The organism is Parabacteroides faecis, assembly GCF_014647375.1.
GTDB lineage: Bacteria > Bacteroidota > Bacteroidia > Bacteroidales > Tannerellaceae > Parabacteroides > Parabacteroides faecis.
In genome coordinates this window covers 129,002-146,975 of sequence record NZ_BMPB01000010.1, presented here as the reverse complement: position 1 = coordinate 146,975, position 17,974 = coordinate 129,002, and the positions used below count along the sequence as shown (strand labels likewise).

Annotated in this window: 12 protein-coding genes; 4 read left to right on the top strand and 8 right to left on the bottom strand. The window is 40.6% G+C overall.

Annotated features, from left to right (window positions below; translation table 11 throughout):
* Nucleotides 1-257: 257 nt before the first annotated feature.
* The 6 genes from IEY67_RS15785 to IEY67_RS15760 form a co-directional block, all read right to left on the bottom strand.
* Nucleotides 258-1,220 (bottom strand): FimB/Mfa2 family fimbrial subunit, encoded by a 963-nt coding sequence (locus IEY67_RS15785; RefSeq protein WP_122356413.1) that lies wholly within the window; start codon nt 1,218-1,220, stop codon nt 258-260.
* Between the two features lie 206 nt (nt 1,221-1,426).
* Nucleotides 1,427-3,229, bottom strand: a complete 1,803-nt coding sequence (locus IEY67_RS15780; protein WP_183668657.1) for an Mfa1 family fimbria major subunit — start codon at nt 3,227-3,229, stop codon at nt 1,427-1,429.
* Nucleotides 3,230-3,266: 37 nt separating this feature from the next.
* Entirely contained in the window at nt 3,267-4,778 is a 1,512-nt protein-coding gene (locus tag IEY67_RS15775) for a DUF3868 domain-containing protein (protein ID WP_122373643.1), read from the bottom strand.
* Nucleotides 4,779-4,788: 10 nt separating this feature from the next.
* A complete protein-coding gene (locus tag IEY67_RS15770) occupies nt 4,789-5,355 on the bottom strand; it encodes a DUF3575 domain-containing protein (protein WP_122356419.1) in 567 nt (188 codons plus the stop codon).
* 19 nt (nt 5,356-5,374) lie between these two features.
* Entirely contained in the window at nt 5,375-7,069 is a 1,695-nt protein-coding gene (locus IEY67_RS15765) for a DUF4906 domain-containing protein (RefSeq protein WP_229801092.1), read from the bottom strand.
* A 56-nt stretch (nt 7,070-7,125) separates the two neighbouring features.
* Nucleotides 7,126-9,948: a FimB/Mfa2 family fimbrial subunit gene (locus IEY67_RS15760; RefSeq protein ID WP_122373645.1), complete on the bottom strand. Its 2,823-nt coding sequence runs from the start codon at nt 9,946-9,948 to the stop codon at nt 7,126-7,128.
* A gap of 499 nt (nt 9,949-10,447) precedes the next feature.
* Here IEY67_RS15760 and argS point away from each other — a divergent pair, with 499 nt between their 5' ends.
* Entirely contained in the window at nt 10,448-12,241 is a 1,794-nt protein-coding gene (gene argS, locus IEY67_RS15755) for an arginine--tRNA ligase (protein ID WP_183668653.1), read from the top strand.
* A 74-nt stretch (nt 12,242-12,315) separates the two neighbouring features.
* Here the strand turns inward: argS and topA are convergent, their stop codons facing one another.
* Nucleotides 12,316-14,664 carry a type I DNA topoisomerase gene (gene topA / locus IEY67_RS15750; protein ID WP_183668651.1) on the bottom strand — a complete coding sequence of 783 codons (2,349 nt, stop codon included), beginning with the start codon at nt 14,662-14,664 and terminating at the stop codon, nt 12,316-12,318.
* A gap of 157 nt (nt 14,665-14,821) precedes the next feature.
* Between topA and IEY67_RS15745 the strand changes: the two genes are divergently transcribed.
* Nucleotides 14,822-15,085: a tetratricopeptide repeat protein gene (locus IEY67_RS15745; protein WP_183668649.1), complete on the top strand. Its 264-nt coding sequence runs from the start codon at nt 14,822-14,824 to the stop codon at nt 15,083-15,085.
* A 26-nt stretch (nt 15,086-15,111) separates the two neighbouring features.
* Here the strand turns inward: IEY67_RS15745 and IEY67_RS15740 are convergent, their stop codons facing one another.
* Nucleotides 15,112-16,152, bottom strand: coding sequence for an alpha-L-fucosidase (locus IEY67_RS15740; protein WP_183668647.1), 1,041 nt, complete (start codon nt 16,150-16,152; stop codon nt 15,112-15,114).
* Nucleotides 16,153-16,349: 197 nt separating this feature from the next.
* Here IEY67_RS15740 and IEY67_RS15735 point away from each other — a divergent pair, with 197 nt between their 5' ends.
* Together IEY67_RS15735 and IEY67_RS15730 are read left to right on the top strand one after the other, a co-directional pair.
* Nucleotides 16,350-16,901: an RNA polymerase sigma-70 factor gene (locus IEY67_RS15735; RefSeq protein WP_183668645.1), complete on the top strand. Its 552-nt coding sequence runs from the start codon at nt 16,350-16,352 to the stop codon at nt 16,899-16,901.
* A 54-nt stretch (nt 16,902-16,955) separates the two neighbouring features.
* Nucleotides 16,956-17,951 carry a FecR family protein gene (locus IEY67_RS15730; RefSeq protein ID WP_183668643.1) on the top strand — a complete coding sequence of 332 codons (996 nt, stop codon included), beginning with the start codon at nt 16,956-16,958 and terminating at the stop codon, nt 17,949-17,951.
* The last annotated feature ends 23 nt before the right edge of the window (nt 17,952-17,974 follow it).

Genomic DNA, 17,974 nt, shown 5'->3' with positions numbered 1-17,974 from the left:
TATTTTATGTCGAATTTATGATGACGGGGAATGTATTTTCCCGTCATTTATTTTATACAAAGATGCTGCTTTTCAATAAATTATCCTCACATTTACGGTTCTTATAACGCATCTGGGGCTCTTCCCCGGCCACTATGTAAACAACTAACGAGATTCGAGTTTCATTTTCCGAAACAATCAATGCAATGCCATTACCTATTCCTCACAAACTGCACTACTGGAAAAAAAATGATACACATTCCAAATATTGCACCTGTTTATAGTCCGCCTTCATTCTGAAAATACCAAGTCCAACCGTTTATACTAATTCGCAATGCAAGCCACGGGTCATTATCTGAAAAGAAAAAGATGATCTTGTATTCACTCTCCCGGTCCAGATACTCTTGCGGAGTCATATTATGACCTTCAATCTTTGTCATTATCAGAAAATCGGTCAGATTGATATTAAATACTTTTTTCCCAGTCGCTTTTTCTGTTACCACAAAGCGAGCATTACGATCTTCTAAAAAACGCATCGTATTCAGCTCGACTGTTGCCGCTGCAAAATTCTTTTGCTCTATATGATATGGCCGGTAACTGAGAACATCATCATCCAGCAAGGAATTATTGTATCCCAAATATCCGTTAGATTCTATGATCTCATAATCATAAGCATTTACATTCACCCCCCAGGAGTCTTCATTACTACCCTGGAAGACAAACCGGACTTTGTTGGTATCTTTTATCAGATTGATCACCTCTGTCTGATGGGTTGTCCCGGTAAAATCAACGTTTATAATTTCTCCATACCACAAGGGTTCCACCTCTTTATCGATGATAAGGGATTCTTCACGCTTCAGGAGCAACTTCAAATCAGAAATAGAAGAGACACCTTTCTCCAATGAAGAGATATCATAGGATTCATGCGCCCCTCCCCATGCCATAAACTGATATTGCCCGACCGGAAGTACCACCGGCATCAGATAATCGCCTGTCGACAAGGCTGTTCCTTCTTCTACTTGTTTGAACAGGAATTTTCCATCTTTATCAAAGACATAAAGCTCTACTTTATCGACCTGTGCATGAAAAGCATCCGCAAATTCCATATTATAGTCATACTTGAACTTAACAAGCAGACGGCATTCCGGCAGATCCTCATTAAAGCTGTCACACGAGGTCATCAAAGAGCCGATAAGGATAACCCATATGGTAATGTGACGTAATAGGCTTTTTAGCTTCATATTCTTTCTTTTCTAGTTATTCTATATAGAGAGGAAAAGATATTTCTCTTTTCTCGTTATTTCCAATTTAGTGGACAGAACATTTCGTTCCGTCAAAATAAAAATCCCAAAGTTTTTAAGTCTCCGGAAACTTATTTGTTAAAATTGAAGTTGTGGGAGGGCTTCTCCCACAACTTCTTATAAAAAATCAGATCGTCCATTCAAAATTATAAATCTACTCCCTGCTTATACCAGGTCCAAGGATTAATATTGATCTCTATAGAGAGGAAGGCTTCTTCTTCCTCATCCTTCTTGTCTGTATCTGGAGGAGGAATAGTCGGATATCCAGGGTTCTTAATCGAATTAATAGTAATATCATATACCGAATTACGTACTACCCCAAATTCTCCAAGCTTGTTGTTTGTATTATCCTCATCATTATCATGTTTGATCATGATAGTATAATAGGAATCTCCTCCTTTATAATAAGAAACAGAACCATAGCTATCAGCACCGTGAGTACTAACTCCAGCTTGCTTGAATGAAGCAGCAATGACCTTAGCTCCAGCTTCTATTTCACTATCGCTAGAGCCATATTGAGTTGTAAAAGCTTCTTTTGTTAGAAGAGCAACCGCATCCACATCTACAACAGATTTTCCTTTCAAATAAGTAAGGTAAGTATTGAATGTAGTAGTCAACGAAGTAGGAAAGTTATCAGAATCATCACTTTTATATTTTGAAACCAATTCAGCCTCAATATATTTTATAAGCAAGCCATAGGAATAATAACCGGAACCGACCTTAATCCAATCATTTCCGGATATAATCTTTCCTGAATCATCGACATCAGCATCACTGTTAGTTGTTCCATTATAGACACCCCCATCGTTCGGAAGTTTTAATCCGGTAGGTGCGATTGTAGCTTTCAGCAATACATGTGTAGTATAGGCTTGATAATTATCAGCTTCTTCCTGAGTATTTTCCAAACAATACAATGCCGGTATCTTAGAGGCATTAGGACCTGTGGAAGGACCGGCTGTTGCAGCTGACCACTTACCTGTTGCGGTGGCATCAGCCTGAGTATAGAATTCGTAATTATCCGTATAAGGAGATGCACCGATATTAGGCATACTCGTCTTCTGACCCTCAAAATTCGGATCTTTCCTGTAAGATCCGAACTTCCATATATCATATGGAGATATACAAGTACCACGACCACCAGCTGCTGGTGTTTCCATCCACGTCTTGGATCTTTCAGACATCGGGAAATATTTTTTATTCGTTACATTCAAAGCCCATCCAACAGTAGCAACATCGATACTGTTTCCTGTATAATTATCATCTGCGAACAAACGTACTTTCGCAGCGACACGATCGACAGTCAGTTGTTGCGGTTTACTTTCCGCTTCCCCTGCAGTTGGATAGGTTACCAAGTCTATATCTTCTACATCAACAGTGCCACCAGTGTCTGTAATCTTTGTTGGTTCCAGCTTTCCTTTGGCATTTGTCATCATAAAGTTATTTTTGCCAGCACCAATCACAGAAGTCACATCAGTATTTACAATCGCTGCGTTTACGGTAGATAACTTAGCATTTGTTAAAGTTGCCGCAGTTTTAAATTCTGTGGACGGATTTAATACAACCATAAAAGCTTTCGCTGTCTTTTTTACCTTGAATGCACTTGTCGCAGTTCCACCGCCTTGTCCAGGTGTATTTATTTCCGGATCACTAGACCCCCATAGCTTTACATCTACCACGCTCGGATCAGGAGTAGGAGTATCCACATGGTTATCAAAGAATACAACCATCATTTCATTCACCTTTGTCTCATTTTCAGTACCATTTTCAGTATTGGTGGGAGTATTCAAGGATTTGGTCGTTCCTCCTGTTCGGACATTAAGGGACACCCAGGCTTCTCCATCTGTATTGTCGACACCACCGCCATCTCCGCCGCCATCCGGCAAACTTTCACTACATGCTGCAAACAGTAATGCTGCGCATGCCATCATAAATAGATTTTTCTTCTTCATTTTACTCAAATTTAATTAGTAATTTTTACTCATTTATTTATCTCATTTTATTCTCTATCTCAACTATATTGATTCTTTTCTTTTCCAATTCTTTCAAATTATTTTTAGCCGCTTCCAATCCCGAACGGGCAGCAGTGTTCAAATAATTCTCTGCCGTATCATACTCCTCTTTCAACAGTGCCAATACACCCATCGCATTATCGTATTCCGACTGAACATTTTTTACCGTCAACCGATTCAGATAACGCTCTGCCGCTACCAGATTTCCCTGAGAAAGAGCCGCTGCTGCCGCATTTATATTTGCTACATCATTCTCCGGATACATCCTTACCGCAATTTCAAAAACTTCTACAAATTCTCGGGAACCGACCGGATAACTATTCGCCACCATGAACATTTCATTCAGGCTCAGATTCTGCGGACGTCTTTTGATCACCTCTTTCGCTTCATTCACATCGAAGTTCTTCACGTTATAATTAACTTTACAAACGGCAACACGCAAACCCGGATAAATATTTTTCAGTAAATACTGATAAGGTACACCTCCGCGAAACTGTTTTAACTTCGCCTTTCGCTCGGTATCTATCGAATAAGTATCGATAATAGCCAATATCTCATTCTTATATTCCATATCTCCGGCATCAAGTACTTTCACAAGGCCCTCCCAGTTTTCACCACCAAAAACAGTACGATACTGATCTTGTGAAAAATCATACCGGGATAGCAGATAATCGCGTAAAGCCATAGCACGCCCTTCCGATAAACGTTTATTGTTCGCCAAAGAACCTTCCGGAGAAGCATAACCGATAATATCCAACCCTTTTACTTCGATACTCGGATCGGATTTCAATTCATCGATCATTGAACGGATCTTTGCCAGTTCCTGCGGATTGTTCATATATTCGGGACGAATATTCGTTTTATTCACCTCGAAATCCAGAAAACTTTCCACTTGTATGTCACGACGTTTGATATCTTCCACCACAGGTTTGATAAAAGCCATGTGAGGCACAACGACATAAGGTTCCGGTATATGCTCCAATGCAACCTTATCGGCAACCGGCTCCACATTCATTAATAATGTTTCTCCGCAACCGCATTCATCCCGTTTCACGTCCAGATGAGCATCTGCCATCCACGGCTCATAAAGCAAAGCATACCGGTACTGAATCGTTTTGTCGGTCCGCTTATTTAGACGTTCAACCAGATAAGGTTTTTCATACACAGCTTTCTCTCTGGCGCTCATCAGGGAGAGGGTACGTTCATACACACGATATTCATCCTTTCCTTTCATTGTGACTTTCGGTAAACTATACATCTTTTCTGTAGAAGTCAGTTGCGGAATAAAATCTACACCACGGGTAGATTTCACTTTCACACCGTCCAACACGATCTCCATATGGATATAAAGAGAATCGCCAACTTGTTCCAGTTGTACCGGATTCACAGTTATAGCCCCTTCATAAGAACGCGATTGTCCCATTACCGGAAAACAGCCCAGGTATAAAACAGCCATTACGCATATGATGAATTGTATATTTCTTCTCATTCTCATTTTATTATTTAATCAGATAAATAAATGATATACTCGCTTTTGTCGGTCCGAAATAATTTCGTCCCGTATCTTTCAGTTTGGAACCGCACTCCGCACAAGGATATTTCTCATATTCGATACGTGCATATCCCAATCCGACAGAAGCTTCAATACTCCAACGTTTTTTCAATATCCAGGAATGGCCGATCGACAATCCTCCACCATATAAATGTCCCTGATACCGGTTTTTCTGCATGTTATCACTAAATAGTCCCGGAAGATTTCCAACATTAAAGTCTGCATAATGTGCATGTAATCCGACAAATGTCCGGTTGAAACGCTCACAGAACCAATAACGCACTTCCGGTTGTATTCCCCAATGACGTAAACGTCTGCCGTTATCCGGTTTCCAGGGATTATAATTGACCGGAACATCCAACGTCCATTTAGGAGCCAGCCCTATTTCCAGGCCAAGATTCATGGTTGTTGTCAGATCGTACAACAGATTACTCTTGACCGCAACCTTCTGCGCTTTACTCCCGGGAACAAAATAACCGAGCATCAATAATATAAGTATAAATACTTTTTTCATCTATATGACTTTTTATTTACTAATTACCCAATTGAGCAATATCTATTTTTATACGTTGTGTAAAACTTCCTGTTGAAGAAGAACTACTTATTGTCGTAAGATTTACCACTCCCCTTCTTGCCGTACCGGAGGAATTGGGTTCCACCTCTACAAATATCTTTCCATCATCCACCGTTATATTGGTAGTATCATTACGCGACACCATAGATGAAGGACGCAGTTTGATCCAATTTTTAGTGGACGTTGCATCATCGAGAGAAGCAGAAAGACAATAATAGTTTATTGTTCTACCCGAATAACTCTCTCCTGAAGGTATATATCCAAGAACTTCCCCACCTGAAGGGACCGCACTTCTTTGTTTTATTTCTACGACTTTCTCCAGATTGCCTAAATTAAGCGTAACACGAGCCTGATCTGCCAGTCCATTTGAAATAGAAGCCTTCGCTGTCGTTTTTCGTGGATTGGTAGATTCTACAATAGGTATTATTCCATCACTTGGCGAGGTTAACCTAAACAGAGCCGACGAGATATTGCCGCTTATTGTTTTGGAGTTGGAGAAATTTATTGTACAGTTAGTTATAAAATCGAATATATTATATTCAACTGCACTACTGGTATAAGCTATAAAAACAGAATTACTCACTCCAAGGTAGTAAGAATCGTTAGCCACTATTTCATGTGTATCACTGTCATCCACCAGCAACTCGGTTTTCAGGTTCACATTAGACGCACCTGAAAGCTTAGCATCAGCAATCGTTTCATACCCCGCCCCTGATACTTGCTTAATCTGAAATATATAGGCATAATTACGTAACAGATTTTTCGGATTAAATTGGTCATACATATTAATCATCGACATCTTATAGTAATAATCTTTTCCTTCGTATTCTCCCTGAATAATCATATATGTATCATTCTCTCTTGAATTCGTTTCATAGAAATAAACCGGCTTCCCATTTGTATTCTCTCCTGCCGCATCGATCAGATTGGACGAATAAGAAGCATCCTTTCTATACTCCGTCAGATTGGTTACACTACTCATTATGTTTGTACTCAAATTGTGCAACTGCCCCTGCCGAGGGACATTACCGACCGATGTTATTCCTTTGAATTTAAAATTACCAGCCTCGTTAAAAATAAGAACATGCCCTACCACACGCGTCATTCGCAACGGAGTATCATCCGAATTCGCTATTTTGGTTGTATTATCTATATTCGTCAAACCTTGTAGCAAATAACTCATTGGAATCGTTTCACCGTTATCATACGGCATATATTTTCCATCCGAAGGAGTAAAGAGATCAGTCTTCAGATTATTACAGACAACCGATAATTTATCTCCGACAGCCAGACCAGCGGGAAAATCCACAAAATTATACACTTGTGAACCGTAGTAATATTTCTGCTTTGAATTAGCCAATATCAATATCTGATAACTGGCACCATCGGTTTGTTCTGTCAACAAGACATACCTCTTCCCTGTCCCGATCATTTCAAAAGCCTGCACAGCCTCTACGAAAGTGGCATTGTTGTCATTTCCTCTGAAAACCAGTACCCAGGGCTGCATTCCGACACTCCATTCATCCGCCGCTCTAGTCGTAGGAAGATTATGAGAGTCAGCACGATTAAAAATTTCAATTCTCACCTTGCCATCAGAGGGCTCATCAGGACCTGGCAGATCCGAGATAAGCACCTCATGGTTACAAGCCGACATAAACATGAGTATGAAAAAACAGCTTAACCTAATTATATTATATATCAACTTTCTCTTCATTTTTTTACACACCGAATTGTATTCCCAAACAAATGACTGGTAGATATGGGTTTTGTCGCATCATAATTGAATTCAAAATTCCACATATTACCATAAGGATTACCATTCTGTACTCCAGTGGATGTATCCGTCCACCCCGGAGCAACAGAAGAGGCCCAATAATATCCGGTTTCACCAGCATATTCCAAGCTGCCATCCAGATACCATCTTCTCCCTGCCGACGGCAAGAACAAAGAAGCTTTGGTACTTGCATTGAAAAACAATGTACCGAGATAAGCAGCTTCCGTATTATCCAAACTAACCCCTTTATATTTTTTAGACGATCCGGCAGGTGCACTACCTGTGGACGGGTCTCTGCTATCTCCCACAACCATATTCCTCTCCATAACAGGACGCCTGTCAAAAAAGCCATCCGCATAACATCCGTATAAGAGTTCTGCAAGAACACCAGGAGTATACAGTACCGGCTTATTAGCCGATTCAAATGGTTGATTTACTGTGTTCCATGACGCATCACCTTTCATGGGAGACGTGAACAAAGACATTCTCCAATCCGACATATAAACCTGAGCATCCGTACTATTTACTGCCCTTCGATCCAACGGACCGTCTGTCGGGCGGTAATACCCGGGAGGACATACTTCATAATACTCCTCATATTTCACACCCGACGTTGCTCTCCAGTAAGAGAAAGCCGACAACTGGATAAAATATTGATTCCCTGGCCAACCTGTGACACTCCAGGGGGAAACACTACCCAGATTCTTATTAGTCGGATGATATGCACGACGTCCCATAACTGCATTAGCTATCGGTAATCCCCATTGAAAATGAGCTCCGGCCTGAGTCGGATATTTTACAAAATCGACTTCAGTAGCAAGATTACTATAATTCATCTCATAATACTTCAAAGTCGTATTCGGGGTATTTTTAAAAGTACTCACCGTCAAATTATACGGAGAGAATTTAGCTCCGTAACTGGAAGTTCCGGACTGTCCCCCGCCTCTCATCAGATAATCAGGCTCTTCACCCTGGCGAATATATAATTGGGCTGTATAAGTAGCATTACCATGAGCATAAGTGACATTCACTACCCCATATCTCGGAGCACTTCCTTCGGCTCTTGTTTCTGCCATGCCAATCCGGAAATAAATACGTCCTCTCCCTTTCACGGAGGTACCACTTTCCCCCTGATATTGATTAGGTGTAACCGGATATTTTTCCGGATCACCAGGATTGTCAGTTCCTATATAAGGGTCAAAACTGGGAGTTGTACTTAATACTATAAAATCCCGGCCCCCGTTTGCTTCATCCACTTCTGCCGTCCAGGCATCCGCCACCCCCCATCTGTTTCCACTGATTACTCTTTCACCTTTTTCACTATTTCTGAAAAAAGCACCTATATAAGAATCATAGCCTTCAGCCTTTGATCCGAAGTCAAAGCGCACTCCATTTTGATTTACAGTGACATCAATCGTCTTTTTTATAAGATTTGTTTTACTCCAATAATCATCCGTACCTACCAATGTGAGTGTATAGGTCTTTGTTCCCGCCACATTGGGTTGGTCCAGTAAAATATCCATATAACCATCTCCCGTCGCAGGATTATAATTGAATCTTTCATTTTTATTCAAATTACTATTATCAGACCTGTAAGACAAGACATTAAAGACCTGGCTGGTTTGTAATTCAGCACCGGTACTCCGATCCACGACTTTTTCATCCACAAATACATACGGCATATTCGATTTAAACGAAATTCGTGCTCCGTTAAAATCAGTAATATTCACCTTTGTATCCGAAACATTCAATATTCTATTCCCTGGTATCTCCCAACCGATCCAATCATAATTCCAGTCAGACGCTATGATATTCACCAGTAAAAAATCCTTTATAGTTCCAGTAAAATCCAATTTCGTATTTTTCGGCAAACTATAATTTGCATCCGGTTCCGAACTAATAGCCAATCTACATGACGGGTTATACCTCGTTTCCATATTCAATGTGAAAATAACAGCTTTCGACTCATCGGTTGAAGAAGCTGGCTCATTGGCAGGTAAAATGATACGAGAAATTTTCTTAGCCCATGTAACACCGGCAATCGTCGTATCTGAAAAATAACTTGCATCGGAAGTCCTTAGCAATTGGCGGGTCACACTTCGTTCAATAGTACCTGTATAATTATCTGTCAGAGCGACCTTATCAGGTATATTACTGAATGTAACGCCTTTAAATTCTGTTTCAAAATCATCAGCTGCCTTCAGTAACACGTCAACACGAACTCCCATTCTGTTCAACTTCAGTTTCAATTCGGAGACTATCGTACCACCACTCAATTCCGCTCCTGCCCCTTTGGTCAAAACCTTAACATATTCGATTTCCTGCATCATAGGAATATTCTTATTCGAGGCAAAAGCATTTGCCGGATAAGCAATATTGTCTAAGTTGCTATATGAAGTAATCGCATCCAAAGCAGATGAAATCAAAGACTCCGTCGGTTCATTTGCCAAAAATACAAAACGATAAGTTCCCGGATCAATAGGATGTTCTACCGTGTTATTCACTAACTGTCCTGCAGAGTACAGGACATTGGATATACATAAATTTGTCACATGGTCAAAAGCCAGGACACGAAAAGAACTTACATAATAATCCTCTGCAGTACCCGGGTGAGTACCACTTAGTCCGAGTCCACTGATCGACAGATAAGAACTTTTTGTACTTTTATTAATGACTGTTTCATCTACACAAGATGAAAAAGCAATCAAAAATAAGAGACAAACCAAATTTATGTATGTGCCGCATTTATCCAACATCATCTAATAAGCCTTTTTTGATCTCCCATGAGATTTTGTAAAATTCTAGTGCTATTGGCTCTTACTCTATAAAAACTATCGACTCTAAAGTTATATCCCATCATTAACGACCACTATTTATTTTGGCGTAACTTTAAGCATATAAATTATCCCAAAAACACTCTTTCTATATCATTACAAAGATCGTAAATGTCAAATAAATCATTGCGCGATAACCGTTTCTGATATCATACACGCATTATACAATATATCTCCTATTTCACAACACCCCCACGGGCATTTTACATTTTCCGCAACTTTCTCGACATTTTAACTATATACACATGCTAACCATACATAATTCAACGGCTTTCGCATGAAAAAAGCAAGTGATCATCCAAAAAGAAGATTTATAGTAAAGGCTCGGGTTCCTGCTAATTCAAAATACCTATACGCAGGTTTTTAGAAAATAATCATGTACCTTTGCATCCAAAATAAAATCAGAATATATAGAAGTAAGAATATGGTTATTGAACAGCAGATCACCGGTGCGATCATTGCCGGAATTAAAGAACTGTACGGCGCCGAAGTTTCAGAGGCCCAGATTCAGTTACAGAAGACAAAAAAAGAGTTTAAAGGACATCTTACCCTGGTTGTATTTCCTTTTCTTCGTACATCCAAGAAATCACCGGAACAGACAGCCCAGGAAATCGGCGAGTATTTGCTGAAAAATGAACCGGCTGTATCTGAGTTCAACGTAATCAAAGGTTTTCTGAACCTGACCGTTGCCGGTCCTTGCTGGATCGACCTGTTGAATACGGTCAATGCACAACCATCTTACGGGATCATACCTGTTACGGAACAATCTCCGTTGGTGATGATCGAATATTCTTCTCCTAACACAAACAAACCTCTGCATCTCGGTCACGTACGTAACAATTTGCTTGGCTACAGTTTGTCAGAGATCATGAAGGCAAACGGGAACAAAGTCGTTAAAACGAATATTGTAAACGACCGTGGTATTCATATCTGCAAATCGATGCTCGCCTGGCAGAAATGGGGTGAGGGCGTTACTCCTGAATCATCCGGCAAAAAAGGCGACCACCTGATCGGTGATTTCTATGTATTATTCGACAAGCATTATAAACAGGAACTGAAAGACCTGGAAGCAAAGGGCCTGACTAAAGAAGAAGCTGAAGCTCAATCTACGCTTATGGCTGAAGCACGTGAAATGCTTCGTAAATGGGAAGCCGGCGATGCCGAAGTCCGCGCATTATGGGAAAAGATGAATAATTGGGTTTACGCCGGTTTTGATGAAACCTATAAAATGATGGGGGTAAACTTCGACAAAATATACTACGAATCACAAACTTACCTGGAAGGAAAAGGCAAAGTAATGGAAGGTCTTGAAAAGGGAATTTTCTACCGCCGTGAAGATGGTTCGGTATGGGCAGACCTGACAAAAGACGGGCTGGATGAAAAGCTGCTACTCCGTGCCGACGGTACTTCCGTATATATGACACAGGATATCGGTACAGCCAAACTGCGTTTCGACGATTACCCGATCAACAAAATGATCTATGTCGTAGGAAACGAACAAAATTATCATTTCCAGGTATTATCCATCCTGCTCGATAAGTTAGGTTTCGAATTCGGTAAAGGCTTGGTGCACTTCTCCTACGGAATGGTAGAACTCCCGGAAGGAAAAATGAAGAGCCGTGAAGGTACTGTTGTCGATGCTGACGACCTGATGGAAGAAATGATCGGCACGGCTCACGAAATATCTCAGGAACTGGGAAAACTGGATGAAATGACTCCGGATGAAGCGAATAATATTTCCCGCATCGTAGGATTAGGTTCACTGAAATATTTTATTCTGAAAGTCGACCCTCGTAAGAATATGACCTTCAACCCGAAAGAATCTATCGACTTTAACGGAAATACCGGTCCGTTCATTCAGTACACATACGCCCGTATCCGTTCCGTTTTGCGCAAAGCTGCCGAACAAGGAATTGTTCTTCCCGAACAATTGCCGGCTAGCACCCCCATTTCGGAGAAAGAGGAAGGGTTGATCCAGATGATCGCCGATTATGCAGTGACAGTGAAAGAAGCAGGTAAAGAATACAGCCCGGCTTATATCGCCAACTACATTTACGACCTGGTGAAAGAATACAACCAGTTCTACCATGATTTTTCTATCCTACGTGAAGAAAATCAGGAGATCAAACAATTCCGCCTTGTATTGTCAGCAAACGTAGCCAAGATCGTAAAATCTGGTATGTCGTTGCTGGGTATCGAAGTTCCGGAAAGAATGTAATCAGATCAATACATATATAATATAAAAAAACTCCTGCTGAGAAATCAACAGGAGTTTTTTTATGATCTATCGGATTATGCTTTTTTCTTTGTCGTTCGTTTCTTCGTTGCCGCAGGCTTTTCTGCAGCTTCGGTAACGATTTTCATACATTCTTCATAAGTCAGTTTCTCCGGATTCGTAACTGTCTTCGGTATCCGGTAATTGGCTTTCTTATAAGTAATGTAAGGACCATAACGGCCATTTAATATTTCCAGTTCAGGATCTTCCTCAAACTTCTTCAGAAAACGTTGTTCATCTTTCTTACGCTTTTCATCAATCAACTCAATCGCTTCCTCGGCCGTAATGGAAAGCGGATTCATATCCTTCGGTATAGAAACAAATTTCCCGTCATGGCGAATAAACGGTCCGAAACGACCGATAGCGGCTACCATATCTTTACCTTCATATTCGCCGATCGTGCGAGGCAAATCGAACAATTTCAATGCTTCTTCCAGCGTGATCGTTTCGATAGACTGGCCTTTCATCAATGTTGCGAACTGGGGTTTAGGAGCCTCTTTGTCATCCGGATGAGCCTGACCAATCTGTACAACCGGACCATACCGGCCGATTTTTACAAACACCGGATTACCGCTCTTAGGATCTACGCCCAGCTGACGTTCACCGACCTTATGCTCTGTTTTCACGGCGGCAGTTTCTTCTACGATCGGGTGGAATAACTTATAAAACTTATCGATCGCTTCTGTCCAGACCATATCTCCTTCAGCAACGGCATCAAATTCCTTTTCCACACTGGCTGTAAAATTATAATCCAGTACATCCGGGAAATAAGACATCAGAAAATCGTTCACAACCGTACCGATATCAGTAGGCATCAGCTTGTTACGGTCTGCACCGACAATTTCTTTCTTATCGACTTCCTTGATCTTATCTTTTGCAAGGGTGATCACGCTATAAACACGTTCCACACCATCTTTATCGCCTTTGATCACATATTCGCGATTCTGTATCGTCTGAATGGTAGGAGCATACGTAGAAGGACGACCGATACCCAGTTCTTCCAGACGGCGCACCAGACTGGCTTCCGTATAACGCGGCGGACGCTGAGTAAAACGTTCCGTTGCTACGATATCGTTCAACGACAATACTTCATGCAATTCTACCGGCGGCAACAGACCATTCTCCTGTTCCTTTTCGTTTTCATCATCGTAGCTTTCACGGTATACCTGAAGGAAACCGTCGAATGTGATCACCTCACCTACAGCTACAAACTTTTCTTTCTTATTATTGATACAAACGGAAATCGTCGTACGTTCCAGTTCGGCATCCGCCATCTGTGACGCAATTGTCCGTTTGCGGATCAATTCATATAATTTCTTTTCCTGCGCCGATCCGCTGATCTCCGTATTACTTATATAGGTAGGACGGATAGCTTCGTGCGCTTCCTGCGCCCCTTTGCTCTTCGTATGATACTGGCGGAATTTATAATATTTCTCTCCATAAGTTTCCAGGATAGCCTCTTTGGACGTTCCTAACGCCAGGTCACTTAAATTCACCGAGTCGGTACGCATATAAGTGATCAACCCGGATTCATACAGACGTTGTGCGATCATCATGGTCTGTGACACAGAGTATCCCAACTTACGGGCAGCTTCCTGCTGTAATGTTGAAGTAGTGAAAGGAGGTGCAGGTGATTTCTTTACTGGTTTCTTTGTGATCTCGTCGATACTAAAAGAGGCAGATTTGCAGGATTCCAAAAATTCCATTACCTCTTTTTTATCTTTCAGGCGCTTGCTCAGCTCCGCTTTCAGGATCGTTGTCCCGTCAGGAAGCGTAAAATTAGCTATGATACGATAGGCTGCTTCCGAGACAAACTCATTGATCTCACGCTCACGTTCTACGATCAGGCGGACAGCAACCGACTGTACACGACCGGCAGACAGTGCTGGTTTCACTTTCCTCCATAGAATAGGAGAAAGTTCAAAACCCACGATACGGTCCAATACACGACGTGCCTGCTGTGCATTCACCAGGTCGATATTGATATCACGCGGCGTTTCGATAGCATGCAAAATAGCATTCTTGGTAATTTCGTGGAAAACAATACGTTTAGTATTTTCCGGTTTTAATCCCAGAACTTCGTACAGATGCCAGGATATAGCTTCTCCTTCGCGGTCCTCATCGGATGCCAGCCATACCTGTTCGGCAGCCTTCGCTTCGGATTTCAATTCGGAAACCAACTTCTTCTTATCAGCCGGAATCACGTACTGCGGAGCATAATTGTGCTCGATATCGATACTAAATTCTTTTGTTTTCAAATCGCGGATATGACCGTAACTCGACATAACCTTAAAATCTTTCCCGAGGAATTTTTCTATGGTTTTTGCCTTGGCAGGTGACTCCACTATTACCAGATTCTTTTGCATAATCACTTTTCACTTTTTAGAAATCGAGTGCAAACTTACATAAATAATTAACGTAACCGTACATCAGTAACAAAAAAACAGTTTTTTAAACCGTGATTATTATGTATGTAAGCACTTCAGAATTATCTTTGTCCACAAAATATCACATTATTTCAATATGGAAACAATCAGACAACTTATCAACGATAATAAAACAGAAGAAGCCTTGCGTTTGTTGGATGAATACATAAAAAAAAATGCCTCAGACGATGAAGCATTTTACCTGCGTGGAAATGTATATCGTAAAATGGGCGATATCCGGCAGGCACTAAATAATTACCTGACAGCCATGGAACTGAATCCCGACAGTCCGGCACAAACGGCCTACAATGCCCAGATCAAAATATTAGATTTTTATAACAAAGATATGTATAATCATTAACTGCTCTGCCCATATATAAGAGTGTTTTATTGAATCTTTTCCTGCAACTCTTTCAATAGCTGGATATCTTTTGTCCGTATTTTACCGCTACGATCAGGTGGACAATTCAGGATAAGGATATTATCATTCTTTGTACACTGATGGTACAGTTTTGCCAACTCGTCAACTGGTTTATACTTTTTGTCGGTCGTATTATAGAACCAACGTTCGCTGATACAAATGGTCGATTCCCACGGCATATAATACTCTTTTCCTTCATGAGTAAAGACTTTCGGATCATTATCAGCAGGTAGATAGGGATCTCCCAGACGGAAATCACTCGGGAAGTAACGGATCGGATAACCATCCTGCTGGTTTTCCGGCAATACAGGATGAGCATCAGGATTATCCGGCAAGCCGATCGTCCAGTTTATACCGATCTGGCAATCCGGCTGTCTCGATTTTATCGTCTGATAAATCTCTTTCACCGGCCAACGGTAATTCTCTTTTTCCCAACCTCCGTCAAACCAGAACTCTACAATATTGGTATGCGGCTGCACAATATCGATCAATTCATCTAATTGGCGAAGCATGTATTCATTATAGGCGGCGTCTTTACCAGGATCTTTCACATCTGCATTCACCTTACGGTCCCATAAAGAATAGTACAGTCCCAGACCGATATCATATTTCTTACAGGATTTTGCTATCGATTCAATTACATTTGTGGTATTACCCGAACTCGCTACATCATATTCCGTATATTTACTATCCCACAGACAGAATCCTTCATGGTGTTTTGCCGTAAGAATGACATATTTCATGCCGGCCTCCTTTGCCGCCCTGATCCATTGATCGGTATCGACAGTCGTTGGCCGATAAGAAGAAGCCGGCTTGGAACCATCCGTCCATTCCTGATCCTGGAATGTATTCAGTCCGAAATGGATGAACATCCCATATTTACGGGCAATCTGTTTTTGCTGTGCCGGACTGGGTCGATGGGAAGGGACTGGTAAGATCTGTTCCTGCCCCCAGGCTAAATGCAAAAATAAAGTCAAAAATAAACAAGTTACAAAGAATTGTTTCATGGTGATATTCAATTTAATAATACAAAAATAAGATTCCTTTTTCTATATAATTAGTCAGTTTACGATCTATTCTTTGCTAAATCCGATTTTTAAGCATCATAAAGCCGGGAACAATAGTTTTTACCTGTTTTTGATGCAACAACAGAATATTTACATAACTTTGATGCAGAAAAACAAGGATGATACAAATATCTCTTATGGACACTGCCACAACAACCTACAATATACTATTTCGCAAGTATTATCCCGGATTGCTCTTCTACGCAACCCGCTTTCTACCTGAAAGTGAAGCTGAAGATATAGTACAGGATACATTTCTCGAATTGTGGAAACGAAAAGATAGTATTGAAATAGGAGATCAAATCCAGGCATTTTTATATCGTATCACCTATACTAAATGCCTCAACGCCATAAAACACAAACAAGTAGAAAACGAGTATTCGGCAACCGCCATTGAATTTTATCTGAAAAAGATTGAATTTTATGACCCCGCACAAAACGAAACCATACAACACATGGAAAACAGAGAATTGCAAGTTGAAGTATACAATGCTATCAATGAGTTACCCGACAAATGCAGGGAGATATTCAAGCTCAGTTACCTGCATGACCTTAAAAATAAAGAGATAGCCGAAACTCTCGACATATCTTTACGTACAGTTGAAGCCCATATGTATAAAGCTTTAAAATATCTGCGGGTCCGATTAAAGTATCTGCTTTTCTTATTATTCTTACTTTTGTTGAAATAAGAGTAAGTGTTTTTACTAGGTAAATTGTTTTATTTGATACAAGGAAGAACAAATATGAATGAGTTAGACGAAAACTTAATATTAAAATACTTACAAAATGAATGTTCGGATACAGATCTGAAACAACTAAACGAGTGGCTTGCCCAGTCAGAGGAAAATCCACGTAAACTTTTCACGTTGGAAGAAGCTTTCAACGCCCGGAAAAAAGAGCGTTTTTCCAGCGACATTTATATAGCCGGTGCAGAAAAAAAGCTAAACAGAAAAATAGAAGAATACGAAACACAACAAAAGAAAAAACAATATCCTTTCAGAATAGCAAAATATGCAGCCGCTATTGCTGTTCTTATTATCTGCGGAGCCGGATTAATCCGATTCTTCCAATCCGGATTCACTGCTGAGGAACTGATTGTCTCTGTTTCTGCTGACCAACCCGTAAAAGAGATAGAACTTCCGGATGGGACTAAAGTCTGGATCAACAAAAATTCTCAACTTAAATATCCTGCACATTTTGCTGATGATAAAAGAACGATCTCACTGGTTGGAGAAGCCTATTTTGAAGTAACCAAAGACCCGGAACGTCCCTTCCTCGTAACAACGGAAGCTCTCGTCGTACGGGTCATCGGCACAAAATTCAATCTGAAATATGATATGGATACCCCGACGGCAGAAGCTGCATTAATAGAAGGAGAGATTGAAGTAAAAGGGAAAAATGACGAGGGACAGATCGTTTTGTCACCTGGTCAAAAAGCGGTATTGAACAAAAATACAAAATACTTAAAGGTTATACAGGATGATACAAAACTCGATGCTGTATGGCATAACGACCTGATACCTTTTGATAAAGCCAATATCATAGAAATAGCAAAGGTACTCGAACGCTTCTATGATGTAGAGATAATAATTTTACCAGGAACTGATAACAATAATACCTATTCAGGAACTATCCCCCAAAAAGACGATATCGAATCGACATTGAATTCTTTAAACAATGTCATTCCTATCAAATATAAAATCACAGATAAAAAAGTATTTATCCAACAGACCGAATAACAACTAATATTCAAGTCATTACA

Coding starts and splice junctions, on each gene's coding strand:
- IEY67_RS15730 (WP_183668643.1), top strand. CDS start 16,956: ATGAATGAGTTAGACGAAAACTTAATATTAAAATACTTACAAAATGAA.
- IEY67_RS15770 (WP_122356419.1), bottom strand. CDS start 5,355: ATGAAAAAAGTATTTATACTTATATTATTGATGCTCGGTTATTTTGTT.
- argS (WP_183668653.1), top strand. CDS start 10,448: ATGGTTATTGAACAGCAGATCACCGGTGCGATCATTGCCGGAATTAAA.
- IEY67_RS15760 (WP_122373645.1), bottom strand. CDS start 9,948: ATGATGTTGGATAAATGCGGCACATACATAAATTTGGTTTGTCTCTTA.
- IEY67_RS15740 (WP_183668647.1), bottom strand. CDS start 16,152: ATGAAACAATTCTTTGTAACTTGTTTATTTTTGACTTTATTTTTGCAT.
- IEY67_RS15775 (WP_122373643.1), bottom strand. CDS start 4,778: ATGAGAAGAAATATACAATTCATCATATGCGTAATGGCTGTTTTATAC.
- IEY67_RS15745 (WP_183668649.1), top strand. CDS start 14,822: ATGGAAACAATCAGACAACTTATCAACGATAATAAAACAGAAGAAGCC.
- IEY67_RS15780 (WP_183668657.1), bottom strand. CDS start 3,229: ATGAAGAAGAAAAATCTATTTATGATGGCATGCGCAGCATTACTGTTT.
- topA (WP_183668651.1), bottom strand. CDS start 14,664: ATGCAAAAGAATCTGGTAATAGTGGAGTCACCTGCCAAGGCAAAAACC.
- IEY67_RS15765 (WP_229801092.1), bottom strand. CDS start 7,069: ATGTCGGCTTGTAACCATGAGGTGCTTATCTCGGATCTGCCAGGTCCT.
- IEY67_RS15735 (WP_183668645.1), top strand. CDS start 16,350: ATGGACACTGCCACAACAACCTACAATATACTATTTCGCAAGTATTAT.
- IEY67_RS15785 (WP_122356413.1), bottom strand. CDS start 1,220: ATGAAGCTAAAAAGCCTATTACGTCACATTACCATATGGGTTATCCTT.